Origin of the sequence: Cognatiluteimonas sedimenti, assembly GCF_022808325.1 — a bacterium.
Classification (GTDB): Bacteria; Pseudomonadota; Gammaproteobacteria; order Xanthomonadales; family Xanthomonadaceae; genus Cognatiluteimonas; species Cognatiluteimonas sedimenti.
Genome location: NZ_JALGCL010000001.1, coordinates 24,929 through 41,745 on the forward strand (window position 1 = coordinate 24,929; position 16,817 = coordinate 41,745).

The 16,817-nt window shown below is 69.8% G+C and carries 17 protein-coding genes; 16 read left to right on the forward strand and 1 reads right to left on the reverse strand.

The features are described from left to right. The first annotated feature begins 152 nt into the window (after window positions 1-152). The 6 genes from lepA to recO all read left to right on the forward strand — a co-directional run bounded on the left by lepA (window position 153) and on the right by recO (window position 5,806). Window positions 153-1,946 (forward strand): translation elongation factor 4, encoded by a 1,794-nt coding sequence (lepA, locus tag MQC88_RS00130; protein ID WP_243318078.1) that lies wholly within the window; start codon window positions 153-155, stop codon window positions 1,944-1,946. A gap of 91 nt (window positions 1,947-2,037) precedes the next feature. Further along, the gene (gene lepB / locus MQC88_RS00135) at window positions 2,038-2,829 is read left to right on the forward strand and encodes a signal peptidase I (protein ID WP_243318080.1); all 792 of its coding nucleotides are present in this window, start codon (window positions 2,038-2,040) and stop codon (window positions 2,827-2,829) included. Between the two features lie 66 nt (window positions 2,830-2,895). After that, window positions 2,896-3,279 (forward strand): DUF4845 domain-containing protein, encoded by a 384-nt coding sequence (locus tag MQC88_RS00140; RefSeq protein WP_243318082.1) that lies wholly within the window; start codon window positions 2,896-2,898, stop codon window positions 3,277-3,279. A 19-nt stretch (window positions 3,280-3,298) separates the two neighbouring features. Further along, window positions 3,299-3,964, forward strand: a complete 666-nt coding sequence (rnc, locus tag MQC88_RS00145) for a ribonuclease III (protein ID WP_243318084.1) — start codon at window positions 3,299-3,301, stop codon at window positions 3,962-3,964. Window positions 3,965-4,096: 132 nt separating this feature from the next. Then, complete coding sequence (gene era / locus MQC88_RS00150; protein ID WP_243318086.1) at window positions 4,097-5,020, forward strand: GTPase Era; 924 nt, start codon at window positions 4,097-4,099, stop codon at window positions 5,018-5,020. Window positions 5,021-5,056: 36 nt separating this feature from the next. Then, the gene (gene recO, locus MQC88_RS00155) at window positions 5,057-5,806 is read left to right on the forward strand and encodes a DNA repair protein RecO (protein ID WP_243320164.1); all 750 of its coding nucleotides are present in this window, start codon (window positions 5,057-5,059) and stop codon (window positions 5,804-5,806) included. A gap of 6 nt (window positions 5,807-5,812) precedes the next feature. On the opposite strand, the gene MQC88_RS00160 is transcribed toward recO, so the two are convergent. Further along, window positions 5,813-6,568 (reverse strand): response regulator, encoded by a 756-nt coding sequence (locus MQC88_RS00160; protein WP_243318088.1) that lies wholly within the window; start codon window positions 6,566-6,568, stop codon window positions 5,813-5,815. Window positions 6,569-6,602: 34 nt separating this feature from the next. On the opposite strand from MQC88_RS00160, the gene MQC88_RS00165 reads away from it, so the two are divergent. From MQC88_RS00165 to MQC88_RS00210, 10 genes are all read left to right on the forward strand, one after another. Beyond that, on the forward strand, window positions 6,603-8,657 hold the full coding sequence (locus MQC88_RS00165; RefSeq protein WP_243318090.1) for an AsmA-like C-terminal region-containing protein: 2,055 nt from the start codon (window positions 6,603-6,605) through the stop codon (window positions 8,655-8,657). 43 nt (window positions 8,658-8,700) lie between these two features. After that, window positions 8,701-9,312, forward strand: a complete 612-nt coding sequence (locus MQC88_RS00170) for a YdbL family probable chaperone protein (protein WP_243318091.1) — start codon at window positions 8,701-8,703, stop codon at window positions 9,310-9,312. 141 nt (window positions 9,313-9,453) lie between these two features. Continuing rightward, complete coding sequence (gene rlmD, locus MQC88_RS00175) at window positions 9,454-10,791, forward strand: 23S rRNA (uracil(1939)-C(5))-methyltransferase RlmD (RefSeq protein ID WP_243318093.1); 1,338 nt, start codon at window positions 9,454-9,456, stop codon at window positions 10,789-10,791. Between the two features lie 108 nt (window positions 10,792-10,899). Further along, window positions 10,900-11,412 carry a CYTH domain-containing protein gene (locus tag MQC88_RS00180; protein WP_243318094.1) on the forward strand — a complete coding sequence of 171 codons (513 nt, stop codon included), beginning with the start codon at window positions 10,900-10,902 and terminating at the stop codon, window positions 11,410-11,412. Window positions 11,413-11,528: 116 nt separating this feature from the next. Next, the gene (locus MQC88_RS00185; protein WP_243318096.1) at window positions 11,529-12,215 is read left to right on the forward strand and encodes a DsbA family oxidoreductase; all 687 of its coding nucleotides are present in this window, start codon (window positions 11,529-11,531) and stop codon (window positions 12,213-12,215) included. Between the two features lie 145 nt (window positions 12,216-12,360). Continuing rightward, entirely contained in the window at window positions 12,361-13,359 is a 999-nt protein-coding gene (gene nagZ / locus MQC88_RS00190) for a beta-N-acetylhexosaminidase (RefSeq protein ID WP_243318097.1), read from the forward strand. After that, window positions 13,356-13,943, forward strand: coding sequence for a hypoxanthine-guanine phosphoribosyltransferase (locus tag MQC88_RS00195; protein WP_243318099.1), 588 nt, complete (start codon window positions 13,356-13,358; stop codon window positions 13,941-13,943). The genes nagZ and MQC88_RS00195 overlap by 4 nt, the downstream gene beginning before the upstream one ends. Before the next feature lie 37 nt (window positions 13,944-13,980). Then, window positions 13,981-14,760: an S-methyl-5'-thioinosine phosphorylase gene (locus MQC88_RS00200; RefSeq protein WP_243318101.1), complete on the forward strand. Its 780-nt coding sequence runs from the start codon at window positions 13,981-13,983 to the stop codon at window positions 14,758-14,760. Window positions 14,761-14,858: 98 nt separating this feature from the next. Beyond that, window positions 14,859-15,065, forward strand: a complete 207-nt coding sequence (locus MQC88_RS00205; protein WP_243320165.1) for a cold-shock protein — start codon at window positions 14,859-14,861, stop codon at window positions 15,063-15,065. A 97-nt stretch (window positions 15,066-15,162) separates the two neighbouring features. Continuing rightward, window positions 15,163-16,797 (forward strand): acyl-CoA dehydrogenase family protein, encoded by a 1,635-nt coding sequence (locus MQC88_RS00210; RefSeq protein ID WP_425491506.1) that lies wholly within the window; start codon window positions 15,163-15,165, stop codon window positions 16,795-16,797. The last annotated feature ends 20 nt before the right edge of the window (window positions 16,798-16,817 follow it).

A 16,817-nucleotide genomic window follows, 5' to 3' on the forward strand; every position in this document is an offset into this window, starting at 1 on the left:
GGCCGGCGTGCGATAATGCAACGTTTACCCCGGTCCGCAGGGCGCGTCGGCAACGACGCGGCACGCGCCCGGGATTCCTGCGGCCGCGCTCAGCGTGGCCCGCTCCCTCCCAGTACGCGCCGGCCAGGCGCGCGAGCATCCAGTCCGGTCCGATGCGGAACATTCGCAACTTCTCGATCATCGCCCACGTCGACCACGGCAAGTCGACCCTCGCCGACCGCATCATCCAGCTGTGCGGCGGCCTGACCGCGCGCGAAATGGAAGCGCAGGTACTCGACAACAACCCGATCGAGCGCGAGCGCGGCATCACCATCAAGGCGCAATCCGTGTCCCTGCCGTATACGGCGAAGGACGGGCAGGTCTACCACCTCAACTTCATCGACACTCCCGGCCACGTCGACTTCAGCTACGAGGTCAGCCGCTCGCTGGCTGCCTGCGAGGGCGCGCTGCTGGTGGTCGACGCGGCGCAGGGCGTCGAGGCGCAGTCGGTCGCCAACTGCTACACCGCGGTCGAGCAGGGGCTGGAAGTGGTGCCGGTGCTCAACAAGATCGACCTGCCGACCGCCGACGTCGACAAGGTCAAGGCGGAAATCGAGGCGGTGATCGGCATCGACGCCACCGACGCGGTCGCGATCAGCGCCAAGACCGGCTTCAACGTCGAGGCCGTGCTCGAGGCGATCGTCGAGCGGATCCCGCCGCCGCAGCCGCGCGACACCGACAAGCTGCAGGCGTTGATTATCGACTCCTGGTTCGACAACTACCTCGGCGTGGTCTCGCTGGTGCGGGTGATGCAGGGCGAAATCGTGCCCGGCAGCAAGATCCTGGTGATGTCGACCGGGCGTACCCACCAGGTCGACAACGTCGGCGTGTTCACGCCCAAGCGCAAGGAGCTTAAGAAGCTCGGCGCCGGCGAGGTCGGCTGGATCAATGCTTCGATCAAGGACGTGCACGGCGCCCCGGTCGGCGACACCCTGACGCTGGCGTCGGATCCCGCGTCGAAACCGCTGCCCGGCTTCCAGGAGATGCAGCCGCGGGTGTTCGCCGGCCTGTTCCCGGTCGATGCCGACGACTACCCGGCGTTGCGCGAGGCGCTGGAGAAGCTGCGCCTCAACGATGCCGCGATGCGTTTCGAGCCGGAGAGCTCCGAAGCGATGGGCTTCGGCTTCCGCTGCGGCTTCCTGGGCATGCTGCACATGGAGATCGTGCAGGAGCGGCTGGAGCGCGAGTACGACCTCAACCTGATCACCACCGCGCCGACCGTGATCTACGAGGTGCTCAAGACCGACGGCACGGTGCTGCCGCTGGACAATCCCGCCAAGTTGCCGCAGGCCAACTTCATCGACGAGATCCGCGAACCGATCATCCGCGCCAACATCCTCACGCCGCCCGATTACGTCGGCAACGTGATTACCCTGTGCGAGGAAAAGCGCGGCAGCCAGGTCGGCATCCAGTACCTGGGCAGCCAGGTGCAGATCAGCTACGAGCTGCCGATGGCCGAGGTGGTGATGGACTTCTTCGACCGGCTGAAATCGGTGTCGCGCGGGTATGCCTCGCTCGACTACCACTTCGTGCGCTTCCAGCCCGGGCCGTTCGTGCGGGTCGACGTGCTGATCAACGGCGACCGCGTCGATGCGCTGTCGCTGATCACCCACCGCGCCCATGCCGACCGCCGTGGCCGCGACCTGGTCGAGAAGATGCGCGAGCTGATCCCGCGACAGATGTTCGACGTCGCCATCCAGGCCGCGATCGGCGCGCAGATCATCGCCCGCTCCACGGTCAAGGCGCTGCGCAAGAACGTGCTGGCCAAGTGCTACGGTGGCGACGCCTCGCGCAAGAAGAAGCTGCTGGAGAAGCAGAAGGAAGGCAAGAAGCGGATGAAGCAGGTCGGCTCGGTGCAGATCCCGCAGGAGGCCTTCCTCGCGGTGCTCCAGGTGGACAACAAGTAGGCGGGTGTTCGCCGCTCGTCCGCCGCGCCGGGGATGATGGTGGCCAGGTTGGCAGTCAACGCCGGGTTCCGGCGCAACAAGGGAAACGTGCATGCGCTGGTTCGAGATCGCCCTGGTCGGGCTCACGCTGTTCACCGGCGCCGTCTGGTTGCTGGACAAGCTGTGGCTGCGCAAGCGGCGCGAGGCGCATGCCGGGCTGCTGGAGGCGAAGGAGCCGCTGGTCATCGACTATTCGCGTGCCTTCTTCCCGGTGCTGGCGGTGGTGCTGTGCCTGCGCAGTTTCGTCGCCGAACCGTTCCGGATCCCGTCCAGCTCGATGATGCCGACCTTGCTGATCGGCGATTTCATCCTGGTCAACAAGTTCGCCTACGGCCTGCGCCTGCCGATCAGCAACCAGAAGGTCATCGCCACCGGCGAGCCGGCGCGCGGCGACGTGGTGGTATTCCACCCGCCGCAGCACCCGGACCAGGACTGGATCAAGCGCGTGGTCGGGCTGCCCGGCGACACCGTCGCCTACCGCGACGACACGGTCTACCTGAACGGGCAGCCGCTGCGCTATGACAGCCGTGGCCGCTACGTGGGCAAGGGGCAGGGCGCGGACGCCAGCGGCGCACGGCTGCTGGTGGAGCAGTTGCCCGGCCGCCCGCATGCGGTGCTTGAGCGGGACGACCTGCCGTTCTTCATCCAGGGCGAAGGCGAGTGGACGGTCCCGGCCGGCCACTATTTCGTCATGGGCGACAATCGTGATAATAGCGAGGACAGCCGTTTCTGGGGTTTCCTGCCCGAGGCGGACCTGCGTGGCAAGGCATTCCTGATCTGGATGCACTGGGACCGCAGCGCGGGCGGGGTGGATTTCAAGCGGATCGGCAGCCGGGTTCCGTAGGCGGGTTCCGTGATTTCGTAGACTCGGCCCCGGGCCACCGATATTCGACCACCAAGGGGAAAGGCAATGAAGCGTACGCAAAGCGGCATGACCCTGATCGCGTTCATCATCGTCCTGGGCGTGGTCGGCCTGTTCGCCTACGTCGGCATGAAACTGATCCCGATGTATTCGGAGTACTACTCGGTCAAGCAGGCGCTGAAGGGACTGCAGGCCGAACCCGGGATCGCCAATCGCGATCCGGGCAAGATCCAGGACCTGTTCTTCCGCCGGCTGTACATCAGCTATGCCGAGAACGTGAAGCCGGAAAACGTCAAGATCAAGCGCATCGACCGCGGCTGGCAGATGGACGTCGACTATGAAGTCCGCAAGCCGATCATCGGCAACCTCGACGTTGTCGGGAAGTTCTCGGCTTCCGAGAACCTGCTCAACCAGGGCGCGGGTGGCGAGTAGCCAGCCGTCGCGCATCGACATGGCCGGCGCGTCTTTCGGCGGCCATGCCTTCGCCGAGCCGCGCCTGCTGGCGCAGGCCCTGACCCATCGCAGCGCCGGCAGCCCGCATTACGAGCGGCTGGAATTCCTCGGCGACTCGCTGCTCAACCTGATCGTCGCCGAACAGCTCTACGCGCGCTGGCCCAAGGCCGACGAGGGTGCGATGACCCGCGCCCGCGCCGAGTTGGTGCGCGAATCCGCGCTGGCCGGCGTCGCCCGCGGCCTCGACCTGGGCGCGCGACTCACGCTTGGGCCCGGCGAGATGAAGTCGGGTGGCCACCGCCGCGACTCCATCCTCGCCGATGCCCTGGAAGCGGTGATCGCGGCGCTGTACCTGGATGGCGGTTTCGATGCATGCCGGCAGGCGGTGCTGCCGTGGTTCGAACCGTTGCTCGCGGCGCTGCCACCGCTGCACCGGGTCGGCAAGGATGCCAAGACCCGCCTGCAGGAATGGCTGCAGGCACGGCAGTTGCCGCTGCCGGTGTATGCATTGCTCGGCGAGACCGGCGACGACCACGACAAGACCTTCCGCGTCGGCTGCACCCTGGCCGAACCCGCGGCGGCCAGCGAAGGCAGCGGCAGCTCCCGCCGCGCCGCGGAGCAGGCCGCGGCCGAGGCGGTGCTGGCGGGCCTGCAGGGTACGTAGCCGTCCGCAGTTCGATGGGGCGTCCTGCCTTGTGGCAGCGGTTGCCGGCGTGAACCTGGCTTTTCCCGGCACCGGAAGAAGGTCGCGCGGCTGAAGGCGCTCCCACGACAACGCCACCCCTACAATGCCGGCATGAATCCAGCCCCCCATCGCGCCGGCCACGTGGCCGTCATCGGCCGCCCCAACGTCGGCAAGTCGACCCTTGTCAATGCCCTGGTCGGCGCCAAGGTCAGCATCGTCTCCAACCGGCCGCAGACCACGCGCCATCGCCTGCTCGGGATCGCCACCTTCCCGCACGGGCAACTGCTGCTGGTCGATACCCCCGGCATCCATCGCGAACAGGGCAAGGCCTCGTCGTCGGCGATGCACCGCTGGATGAACCGCGCGGCGCGCGGCGCGCTGGAAGGCGTCGATGCCGCGCTGCTGGTGATCGAGGCCGGGCGCTGGGACGAGGAGGATGCGCTGGCCTACGACGCGCTCGCCTCGGCGGGGGTGCCGGTGTTGCTGGTGGTCAACCAGGTCGACCGGATCAAGGACAAGGCGACGCTGCTGCCGTTCCTGGGCGAGGTCAATGCCGGCCGCGAATTCGCCGCGGTGCACCCGGTGTCGGCGCTCAAGCGCAAGGGCCTGGACGCGCTGGTCGATTCGCTGGTCGCGCTGATGCCCGAACAACCGCCGCTGTACGGCGAGGACGAGATCACCGACAAGAGCCAGCGCTTCCTCGCCGGGGAACTGGTGCGCGAGCAGCTGATGCGGCAGCTGGGTGCCGAACTGCCGTACGCGACCACGGTCGAGATCGAAAGCTTCGTCGAGGACGACACCGGCAAGTCCGGCCCGTTGCTGCGCATCGGCGCGGTAATCTGGGTCGAGCGCGACGGGCAGAAGGCGATCGTGATCGGCAAGGGCGGCGCGCGCCTGCGCGAGATCGGCACGCGGGCCCGCGAACAGATGGAGCGCCTGTTCGGCTGCAAGGTGTTCCTGGAAACCTGGGTGCGCGTGCGCGCCGGCTGGTCGGACGATGAAAGCGCGCTGCGCACCCTCGGCTACCACGACTGATCCGGGCGCCTGCCGCGTGGTCGCGCCGCTGCCGTGATCCGGATCGACGACGAACCGGCCTTCGTGCTGCACGCGCGCGTCTGGCGCGAAAGCAGCCTGCTGGTGGAAGTGCTCGGCGCCAGCCACGGCCGCATCGGCCTGCTGGCGCGCGGCGTGCAGGGGCCGAAGCGGCACGTCCTGCGGGCTGCCCTGCAGCCATTGCAGTACATCCGCCTGGATGCGGTGCAACGTGGCGAGCTGGCGCAGCTGCGCGCGGCCGAGGCCCTGGATGCCGCGCCGCAACTTGCCGGCGAGGCCACGCTGGCGGCGTTCTACGTCAATGAACTCGTCCTGCGCCTCGCGCCACGCGGCGATCCGCAGCCGGACCTGTTCGCCGCCTATGCCCGTACCCGCGCGCGGCTGGGCGCGGGCGAGCCGCTGGGCTGGAGCCTGCGGCGCTTCGAGCACGAGCTGCTCGATGCGCTCGGCTTCGGGTTCGACTGCGCCGTCGATGGCGATGGCGTGGCGATCGACCCGGCCGCGCGCTACCGCATCGACCCCGAGCACGGCCCGCGGCGCCTGCTGAGCGATCGCGGCCATGGCGACCGCAGCGATGCCGCGACCGGCCGCGCGCTGCTGGCACTGGCTGCGGAGGATGACCCGTCGTCGAGCCCGAAGCTGGACGCCGACGATCTCGCCGGACTGCGCCGCGCATTGCGCCCGGTACTGAAACACCACCTGGGCGGGCGAGGACTCAAGTCCTGGGACCTGCTCGGCGAACTGGGCCGGCTGGCTCCGCGCGGTTGAATGCGCTCAGGCCGGGGCGAGCAGGTCGCCCGCGGCCGCGTCGAAGCGCTGCAGCGCGTCGGCCGAACGCGGCTGTGCCTGAAGCCAGCGGACCGCTGCAGCAAGCCTGGCCGCGCCGACGAATCCGCAACTGGCGCCCAGCCGGTGCAACTCGCGCCCGGCGCCCTCGACGTCGCCTGCCACCACCGCAACCGCGACGGCGCGGCGTTGGCCAGGCAGCTCGTCGAGGAACAGGCGCCGCAGGGCGTCGACGTGCGCCTGCTCGCCTCCGAGTGCCGCTAGCGCTGCGGCGTCGTCCCAGTTCGGCAATTTTCCGCAGGTGGGCCAGGCGGCATCGGCCGTGTCGGCATCCGTCCGGGCGGCATCGATGGTGGTGGCCGCGAGCGCCTGGGCGAGCACGCGTCGCAGCGTGCCCTGCAAGGCCGGCGCCGTGATCGGTTTCACCAGGACCTCCAGGAAGCCGGCAGCGAGCAGCGGGTCGAGGTCGGCGCGTTCATGGCTCGCGGTATGTGCGAGCGCCGGCACCCGCGGCGCAGCCGCACGCAATGACGCCAGCAACTGGGCGCCGGTCCCGTCAGGCAGGTTGGCATCGAACAGCCACAGGTCGTGGGCGCCCGAACGTGCCGCAAGGTGCCGCGCATGCGCGCAATCGCTGGCGGCGTCGACCACGGACGGCAGCGCTTGGGCAGCGGCGGTGAGGAAGGCGCGGCTGGCCGGATCGTCTTCGACCAGCAGGATGCGCGGCATCGTTGTCGGTTTCATCGCACGTCCATCCCTGGTGGTTATGCTCTGGCCCATGTCGCGCCTGATGGTAACGCTGCTGTCGTGCACCGCCTGCCTGCTCGCGCTGGCACCTGCGCACGCGCGCACGATGGAGGTGCGGATCGCGCGCGTGACCACGGCCGTCGCGACCCTCGATGACGTGCGCGTGCGCCTGGACTGGCCGGCCCGTGCAGGGCACGGCGAACTGACGCTCAGCGCCGGGCGCGTCGATGCCCCGGACTTGGGCTACCGCTACCGCGACCTGCGCTGGCGCTGCCCGTTGCAGCGCGACGGCAACGGGGGTTGGCGCTGCGACGGCGTACTGGCCGCCGGTGCCCGTGGGGCGCCATTGCGGCTGTCTGTCGACCTTGGAGCCGCCAGCACCGACGCGGTCCTTTCGCGCGGCCGCTCGACCCTGGCCTTGCACCGGCTGGCCGCGGCGCCCGACGACACCGGCATCGACCTCACCCGCGTTCCGCTGGCCTGGGCGCAGGCCCTGCTGGCGCGCGCCTGGCCTGCCGGGCAGATCAAGGCCGGTACCCTGGATGGCAAGTTGCGCGTGCACGCGCCCACCGCCGCGCCGCTGCAGGTCGCCGGGACGCTGGCGATCGCCGGCGCCGGCTTCGACACGCCGGACGCCAGCGTCGCCGGGCAGGGCCTCGACGGCCGCTTTGCCATCGATTGGCGCAAGACGCCGCAGCTGGCGACGGTGTCGATCGACGGCAGCCTCCACGGCGGTGAAATCCTCGCCGGCAACGCCTATGTCGCGCTGCCCGACACCCCGGTTGGCGTTCGCCTGGCCGGACGCCAGGCCGGCGATGCCGGCTGGCAGCTGCCGACGATCGCCTGGCGGGACGGCAACGTACTGCAGGCCGATGGCAGCGCCGCCTTCGCCAGCGACGCCAGCCTGCGTGCGCTGGACCTGCAACTGCACAGCCGGGACGTCGCGCCGCTGCGCGATCGCTACCTGTCCGGCTGGCTCGGCCTGGCCGGGCTCGGCGAGCTCGACATGCGCGGCGCGTTCGACGCGCAGCTGCGGGTTGCCGACGGCCGGCTGCAATCGGCCAGCGCCGACCTGCACGACATCGACCTGGTCGACGCCAAGGGTCGTTTCCGCTTCGAGGGTCTCGATGGCACGCCACGCTTTTCCGCCAAGGCGCCGGTGGCGGGTGAGCTGCGCTGGCGCGGTGGCGAGCTGTACGGGCTCGACTTCGCCGCCGCCACCTTGCCGCTGGACAGCCGCGACGGCGAACTGCGGCTGCGCGACAGCGTCACCGTCCCCGCCTTCGGCGGCAGCCTGCGCTTCGACGACCTGGTATTGCGGCCGCCGGCGGCCGGCGCCGGCATGCGCATGCAGTTCGGCCTCGCGCTCGACCAGCTCGACATCGGCAAGCTGGCGCAGTCGCTCGGATGGCCCGCGTTCCAGGGCGAGCTCAGCGGGCGCATCCCGACCGCGCGCTACGCCGATGAGCGCCTGGAGTTCGATGGCGGCCTGACCGTGCAGCTGTTCGGCGGCCAGGTGCAGGTGTCGAAGCTGTCACTGGAGCGGCCGTTCGGGGTGGCGCCGTCGCTGACCGCCGACCTGGCGCTCGACGACCTCGACCTGATGGCGCTGACCGGGGTGTTCGATTTCGGCAGCATCAGCGGAAAACTCGATGGCCGCATCTCCGGCCTGCGCCTGGTCGATTGGGGCGCGACCGCCTTCGATGCCGAGCTGCATACCGACCGCGCGGCCGCCCGCGCCGCCAACGTGCGCCAGCGCATCAGCCAGCGTGCGGTGCAGAACATCTCCAGCGTCGGCGATAGTTCCTTCGTCAGCAGCCTGCAGGGGCAGTTGATCGGCCTGTTCGACGACTTCGGCTATCGCCGGATCGGCATTTCCTGTCGCCTCGCCAACGAGGTCTGCCAGATGGGTGGCCTGGATCCCGCCGATAATCCCGGTTCAGAGACGGGTGGTTTTACTATCGTCGAAGGCGCATCGCTGCCGCGCCTCACGGTGGTCGGCTTCAACCGCCAGGTCGACTGGCCGACCTTGCTGGAGCGGCTGGCGGCCGCCGGCAAGGGCGACGTCAAGCCGGTCGTGCAATGATCGCGATCCACGAGCCGCCATGGTCCGCACAGGAGAAATGCAGATGAAACGCTGGATGGGAATGCCGGTCGCCGCGCTGGTGCTGACCGCGTGCGTGACGATCAACGTCTACTTCCCGGCCGCCGAGGCCAAGGAAGCGGCCAAGCAGTTCGTCGAGAAGGTGATCGGCGACGAGGCGCAGCCGCGGGCGTCGGACCAGAACGACGACGGCAACGACAGTGGCGGCATGGCAAGCGCGTTGCCCGCGCTCCGCTTCGATCCGCTGATGCTGATCGGCATTGCCCCGGCGTACGCCCAGGGCAAGCCCGACATCACCATCAAGACGCCCGCGATCCAGGCGATCCAGGCGCGGATGGAATCGCGCTTCGATGCCAGCCTGCGCGCCGGCTTCGATTCCGGTGCGCTGGGATTCACCAGCGACGGCCTGGTGGTGGTGCGCGACGCCGGCAAGCTCGGCCTCAAGGATCGCGTCGCCGTCAACCAGGCGGTGGCCGACGACAACCGCGACCGCAAGGCGGTCTACCGCGAGGTCGCGGTGGCCAACGGCCATCCGGAATGGGAAGCGCAGATCCGCGGGGTGTTCGCCAAGCAATGGATCGCCAGCGCCCGCAGCGGCTGGTGGTACCAGTCCGGCGGCGCCTGGAAGCAGAAGTAGGCGGCGCGGTTTCCGCGACGACGGCCCGCCCTGGCGGGCCGTCGTCGTTTCGGCTTCCGCCGACACCACGCGGTGGCAGGCACGCCGCGGGAGATGCCATGCGCGACAATACGCGCCCCCAGCGCAACCCCGTGACCCAAGTTGGCCCGCATCGACCAGACGCCCTTCGAGATCGACATCCTCGACCTGAGCCACGACGGCCGCGGCGTCGCCCGCCGCGCCGAAGGCCAGGCCAACCCCGGCAAGGCAGTATTCGTTTCCGGCGCATTGCCGGGAGAGCGCGTGCTGGCGCAGCAGACCGGCCGCCAGCGCAGCTTCGACGAGGCCAGGACGCTGCAGGTCCTGCGGCCTTCCGCCGACCGTGTCGAGCCGCGCTGCCCGCACTTCGGCACCTGCGGCGGCTGCGCACTGCAGCACCTGGAAGAATCGCGGCAGATCCACGCCAAGCAACGCGTGCTGCTGGAGAACCTGGAACGCATCGGCCACGTGGCGCCGGAGGCGGTGCTGCCGCCGCTGACCGACGCCGCCTGGGGCTACCGCCGCAAGGGCCGCTTCTCGGTGCGCAGGGTGGAGAAGAAGGACAAGACCCTGGTCGGCTTCCGCGAACAGGATCCGCGTTTCGTCGCCGACCTGTCGGTATGCCACACGGTGATCCCGCAGATCGGCTTCAAGGTCGATGCGCTGGCTGCGCTGGTCGATGGCCTGCAGGCGCGTCGTGAGATCCCGCAGATCGAATTCATCGCCGGCGATGACACGGTTGCGTTGGTGTTCCGCCACCTGCAGCCGTTGGCCGAGGGCGACCGCGCAGCGCTGCTGGCTTTCGCGCAGGCGCACGGCTTCGCGATCTTCCTGCAACCCGGTGGCATCGATTCCGTGCACCCGCTGTGGCCCCAGGACCCCAAGTTGGCCTTCCGCCTGCCGCAATGGGATGTCGAACTGCAGTTCCGCCCGCTCGATTTCATCCAGGTCAACGCCGGCCTCAACCAGAAGATGATCGTGCGGGCGCTGGAACTGCTGGACGCCCAACCCGACGAGCGCGTGCTCGACCTGTTCTGTGGCCTCGGCAACTTCACCCTGCCGTTGGCGCGCGGCGTGCGCGAGGTGGTGGGCGTGGAAGGCGATGCCGGGCTGGTGCTGCGCGCGCGCGACAATGCCCGACACAACGGCATCGCCAACGCGGAATTCCACGCCGCCGACCTTGCCAAGGACCTGGGCGGGCACACCTGGATGCGCGCCGGATTCGATCGCTTGCTGCTCGACCCGCCGCGCTCCGGCGCCGACGCGGCCTTGAAGCAGCTGCCGTTGAAAGGCCTGAAGCGGATCGTGTACGTCAGCTGCCATCCGGGCTCGCTGGCGCGCGATGCCGGTTACCTCGTCAACGAGCGCGGCTGGAAACTGCGGGCCGCCGGGGTGATGGACATGTTCCCGCACACCGCGCACGTCGAGTCGATCGCGATGTTCGAACCGCGCAAGGACTGAACGCGCTTCTGATGGATCACAACGCGCCGCCGCGCGCTGCGATACTCGCTTGCGGTGCCGGAAGGCGACGGATGCCGTATCGGCGACAAGGAATCGAGCAAGCCAAACATGGCCATCGAAATCGAACGCAAGTTCCTGGTCACCAGTGACGCCTGGCGCGCGGCGGCGCGCAAGGTCGTGCCCATGGCGCAGGGCTACCTCAACGACCTGGCGACGATGGACAGTGGGGCGATGCGTGCCTCCGTGCGCGTGCGCATCGCCGGTGAAGCGGCCTACCTCAACCTCAAGTCGCTCCAGCTGGGGCATACCCGGCAGGAATTCGACTATCCGATCCCGGTCGCCGATGCGCGCGCGCTGCTGGCGATGTGCGTGGGTGGCCTGGTGGAGAAGCGCCGGCATCACGTCGAGCATGGTGGCCACCTGTGGGAAGTCGACGAATTCCTCGGCGACAACGCCGGCCTGGTGGTGGCGGAAATCGAATTGCAGGCCGCGGACGAAGCATTCGCCCGTCCCGACTGGCTGGGCGACGAAGTCACCCAGTCGGTGCGCTACTACAACCTCGCGCTCGCGACGCGCCCGTATGCGCAGTGGACCGCGGTAGAGCGCGGAACGGCAGCGTAGCAGCGCCGCAGGGAGCGTTGCCCGGCGGCGTCAATGCCCGGAGAAGCCGTCGCGATCCACATCGCACTGTGACGCCGATGCTTGAGCCGGCCTCGCCGCATCCCCATGTGGTACGCATGCGCATCGATATCTGGTCCGACGTGGTCTGCCCCTGGTGCTGGATCGGCAAGCATCGACTGCGCGCCGCGCTGGCGCAGGCCGGCGTCGCCGGCCGCGACGCCGAGGTCCACTGGCACGCGTTCCAGCTCGACCCGGAAGCGGGCGATGCGCCGGTCCCGCTGCGCGAGGCCTACGCACGCAAGTTCGGCGGCCCCGAGCGCACCCAACAGATCCTGCGCCAGACCCAGGACACTGGCCGCGCCGAGGGCCTGCCGTTCGACTTCGATCGCGACCAGGTACGCGTCGGCACGTTCAAGGCCCACCGGTTGCTGTGGCTGGCCGGCCGCGAAGGCGATGCCGATGCGGTCGGCGAGGCGCTGTTCCGCGTCCACTTCGCCGAAGGCCGCAACCTCGCCGACCTGCAGACGCTGGTCGATGCCGGTGTTGCCGGCGGGCTCGGCGAAGATCGCGTGCGCGCCTTGTTCGCCGGCGACGAAGGCAGCGCCGAGGTGCAGGCGCAACTCGCCCAGGCGCGGCAACTGGGCATCCGCGCCGTGCCCAGTTTCGTGATCGATGGCTGCGTGCTGGTGCAGGGCGCGCAATCGCCGGCAGCCTTCCTGCAGGCGTTCGCGCAGGCCGGGGCGCGCGTGGGGCAGGCATCGCCTGCGGCCGATGCCCGCGGGCCCGAGGGCTGCAGCGTCTAGCACGGGATTGCGCACCGCCACCGGCGCGCGGATCGGCGATTGGCGACTGCCGCCCGCCGCCAGGCAGGCAAGTGCGCGACAATGGGTCGCCCGGTTCACGCCACCTGGTTCACGCCCCCGTTCAGACCGACTGGAGATTGTCCGCATGCTCGTGATCGGCGTTGCCGGTACCGAACTCACCGCGCAGGAGCGCGACTGGCTGCAGCATGACGCCTGTGCCGGAGTGATCCTGTTCACCCGCAACTTCGCGTCCAGGGCGCAGGTCGCCGAGCTGTCGCAGGCGATCCGCGAGGCAGCGCCGAGGCCGCAACTGGTCTGCGTCGACCAGGAAGGCGGCCGGGTGCAGCGCTTCCGCGACGGCTTCAGCGCGTTGCCGTCGCTGGAGGGTTTCGGCCGCCTGCATGCCGCGTATCCGGCCGCGGCCCTGCAACTCGCCGAGGAACACGCCTGGCTGATGGCCAGCGAGATCCGCGCCAGCGGCGTCGACCTGAGCTTCGCGCCGGTGGTCGACCTGGGGCGCGGCAATCGCGCGATCGGCGATCGCGCGTTTTCCGCCGATCCGCAGGTGGTCGCCGAGTTCACCAGGGCCTACGTGCGCGGCATGCACGCGGCCGGCATGGCGGCTACGCTGAAGCATTTCCCCGGGCACGGCTCGGTGCTGGAAGACACCCACTTCGACGATGCCGTCGACGAACGCACGCTCGAGCAGATCCGCGCGCTCGACCTGGTGCCATTTGTCGCCGGGATCGAGGCCAGGGCCGACGCGGTGATGATGGCGCACGTGGTCTACCCGCAGGTGGCGCCGGAGCCGGCCGGCTATTCGAGGCGCTGGATCGAGGACATCCTGCGCCGGGAGATGGGGTTCCGCGGCGTGGTCTTCAGCGACGACATCGGCATGGCCGCCGCGTTCTCGGCCGGCGGGGTGAAATCGCGCATCGACGCGCACCTGGATGCCGGTTGCGACGTCGTGCTGGTGTGCCATCCGGAACTGGTCGAGGAGTCGCTCGCCGCCGTCGCCGGCCGCAAACTCAACACCGCGGCGCTGGTCGGACTCATCGGCCGGGGTGCGATGGGTTGGGACGGACTGCTGGCCGGGACGCGCCACGGGAATGCGCAGTCGCGGCTTTCGGGGGGCATCGCATGAGCGTGGTTCCCGATCTCGCGACTGCGCTGGCCCGTGCCGAAGTCGTGCACGACCGCGCGACCATCGAGCGCGCGATCGCGCGGATGGCCGTGCGCATCCGCAACGACTACGCCTGCAGCGTGCCGGCTTCAAGCGATAGCGTGAGCTCCAGGCCAGTGTTCCTGACGGTCATGCATGGTGGCTTGCCGTTCGCGGCGCAACTGGCGCTGGAGATCGGCGCGCGCGGCCTGGACCTGGAGTTCGACTACCTGCACGCCACCCGCTATCGAGGCGCGACCACCGGCGGCCAGCTCGCCTGGAAGCACCTTCCGGAAACGCCGTTGCGCGGCCGCCGCGTGCTGCTGGTCGACGATATCGTCGACGAGGGGCATACGCTCGCCGCCGTGCGTGCCTGGTGCCTGGGGCAGGGCGCGCGCGACGTGCGCATCGCGGCGCTGGCGGTGAAACGACACGACCGTTGCGTGCCCGGCCTGCGTGCCGACTACGCCGGCCTCGACGTCCCCGACCGTTATGTCTTCGGTTACGGCATGGACTACCACGAGCAGGGCCGCAACCTGCCCGTGATCTATGCCCTTCCGGAATAAGCCCGTGCAGCCGGCCATTGGCCGGAATGGAGCCGACGTGAGCCCGACGCATCCCGCCATCGACCTCGCCGTGATCGGCGGTACCGGCGTCTATGCGTTGGCCGAACTCGCCGACGTCGAAACCGTGGCCACTGCGACCCGCTACGGCGCCCCGTCCGGGCCCATCCGCATCGGCACCCTGGCTGGCCACCGCGTCGCCTTCCTCGCCCGCCATGGCGAGGGACACAGCGTGCCGCCGCACCGCATCAACTACCGCGCCAACCTGGCCGCGCTGCAACAGGCCGGCGCCGCGCGCGTGCTTGCCCTCAACACCGTCGGTGGCATCGACGCCGCCTACGCGCCGCGTGCGCTCGGCTGCCCGGACCAGCTGATCGACTACACCTGGGGGCGCGTCTCCACGCTGTGCGAAGGCGATGTCGATGATGGCGGCGGCAATGCGGTGCTGCACGTGGATTTCGGCGATCCGTACACGCCGTCGCTGCGTGCGCAACTGCTGGCTGCCGCACGCGGGGCAGGGGTGGCGCTGGTCGACGGTGGCTGCTACGGCGCGACCCAGGGGCCGCGGCTGGAAACGAAGGCCGAAATATTGCGCATGCGCCGCGATGGTTGCGACCTGGTCGGCATGACCGGCATGCCCGAAGCGGGCCTGGCGCGCGAACTGGGGCTCGAGTACGCGTGCCTGGCGATCGTCGCCAACTGGGCCGCCGGTGCCGGCCCGGATCCGGACGAGGTCATCACCCTCGACGAGGTGCTTGCCAACGTCGCCGCGGCCAGCGCCGGCGTGTCGCGCCTGCTGGCGGCGTTGCTGGCGGGGTGATTGCAAGCCGCGCGGCCGCTTAGCATACTCGCGCGGTGCGCCAGGCCGCCCCACGCGCCGACGCACGCACACCGCATCCAGACGAGGTCACCAGCGATATGCAGTACGGCACCGTGAAGTGGTTCAACGACGCCAAGGGTTTTGGTTTCATCGCACCCGAGGACGGCAGCGCCGACGTGTTCGTGCACTATTCGGCGATCAGCAGCAACGGCTTCAAGAGCCTGCAGGAAGGCCAGCGGGTCAGCTACGAGGTCACCCAGGGCCCGAAGGGCGCGCAAGCCGCCGGCGTGCAGCCGGTCGCCTGAGCGCAGCCCGAAACCGCGCTTTGCAGGCCCCGCTCCGGCGGGGCTTTTTTTGTGGCGCGGGAGCACAATCACGATTGGCCTGCACGGAGCAATGCCGATGGCGCATGCGACCAGGAGCCCTGCCGGCGACAACCAGCCGCCGGAGTTCGCGCCGCGCGACCTGTGGCGCGACGACCTTGCCCTGCGCGAAGCGGTCGAGCGCGAAGGCGCGGCGGGATTCGCGCCGCGGATCGCCGCCTATGGCGCGCTCGCCGGCGATCGCCTGCTGGCGCTCGCGGCCGATGCCCACCGCGACCGCCCCCGATTGCGGCGTTTCGACGCTGCCGGACAGCGTATCGATCGCGTCGAATTCCATCCCGCCTACCACGCCGTGATGCAGGCGGCGATCGAACACGGCGTTGCCGGCCTCTCCTGGCGGGAACCGCAACCCGGTGCGCACGTGGCCCGCGCGGCGCTGGGCTACCTGCATTACCAGGCCGAACCCGGCAGCAGCTGCCCGCTGACCATGACCCACGCCGCAGTGCCGGTGTTGCGGCGGGAACCCGGCTTGCGCGAATGGGCCGACAAGGCCGCCGCACCCCATTACGACCCGCGCGAACTGCCGATCGCCGCCAAGGCCGGCGTCACGCTCGGCATGGGGATGACGGAAAAGCAGGGCGGCAGCGACGTGCGCAGCAACACCACCACCGCGACGCCGCTGCGCGGTGGCGACCCGGAGTACGCGCTGGCCGGGCACAAATGGTTCCTGTCCGCGCCGATGTCCGACGCCTTCCTGGTGTTGGCGCAGGCGCCGGGCGGCCTGACCTGCCTGCTGGTGCCGCGGCGCCTGCCCGATGGCGAGCGCAACGCCTTCCGCCTCCTACGGCTCAAGGACAAGCTCGGCGACTGGTCCAACGCCTCCTCGGAGGTCGAGTTCAACGGCGCCCGCGGCTGGCGCGTCGGCAAGGAAGGCCACGGCATCGCCACCATCCTGGAGATGGTGATGCTGACCCGGCTGGACTGCATGCTCGGCTCCGCCGGCCTGATGCGGATGGCGCTGGCGTGCGCGGTCCACCATTGCCGGCATCGCCGCGCCTTCGGCAAGCGGCTGATCGAAAAGCCGCTGATGCGCAACGTGCTCACCGACCTGGCCATCGAAGCCGAGGCCGCGCTTGCCCTGTCGCTTCGGGTGGCGCGGGCGGTGGACGCGGCGCGGCAGGATCCGCGCGAAGCCGCGTTCGCGCGGGTCGCCACTGCCATCGGCAAGTACTGGGTGTGCAAGCGCGCGACGGCGTTCGTCGCCGAGGCGCAGGAATGCCTCGGGGGCAATGGCTACATCGAGGAATCGCTGTTGCCGCGGCTGTACCGCCAGGCCCCGCTCAATTCGATCTGGGAAGGGGCCGCGAACATCCAGTGCCTGGACGTGCTGCGCGCGTTGCGCGACCCCGCGACTGGCGTCGCGCTCATGGCCGGGCTCGACGTGGCCCGCGGCCTGCACCCGGCCTTCGATGCGACGATCGCGTCGCTGGGCAAGAGGATGGCGGAACCCGGCGTGGACGAGTCGGATGCGCGCACGCTGGTGGAGCGGCTGGCGCTGGCGTTGCAGGCGGCGGTGCTGCTGCGCGCCGGGAATCCACTCGCCGACGCGTTCTGTCGCAGTCGCCTGGATCGCTGCCGCGGGCTCGCGTTCGGCACCCTGCCGGCGGGCACGCGTTTCGAGGGCGTGCTCGAGCGCGTCCTGCCCGCGGATTGAGGCGCGCGGCTTCCGCGCGC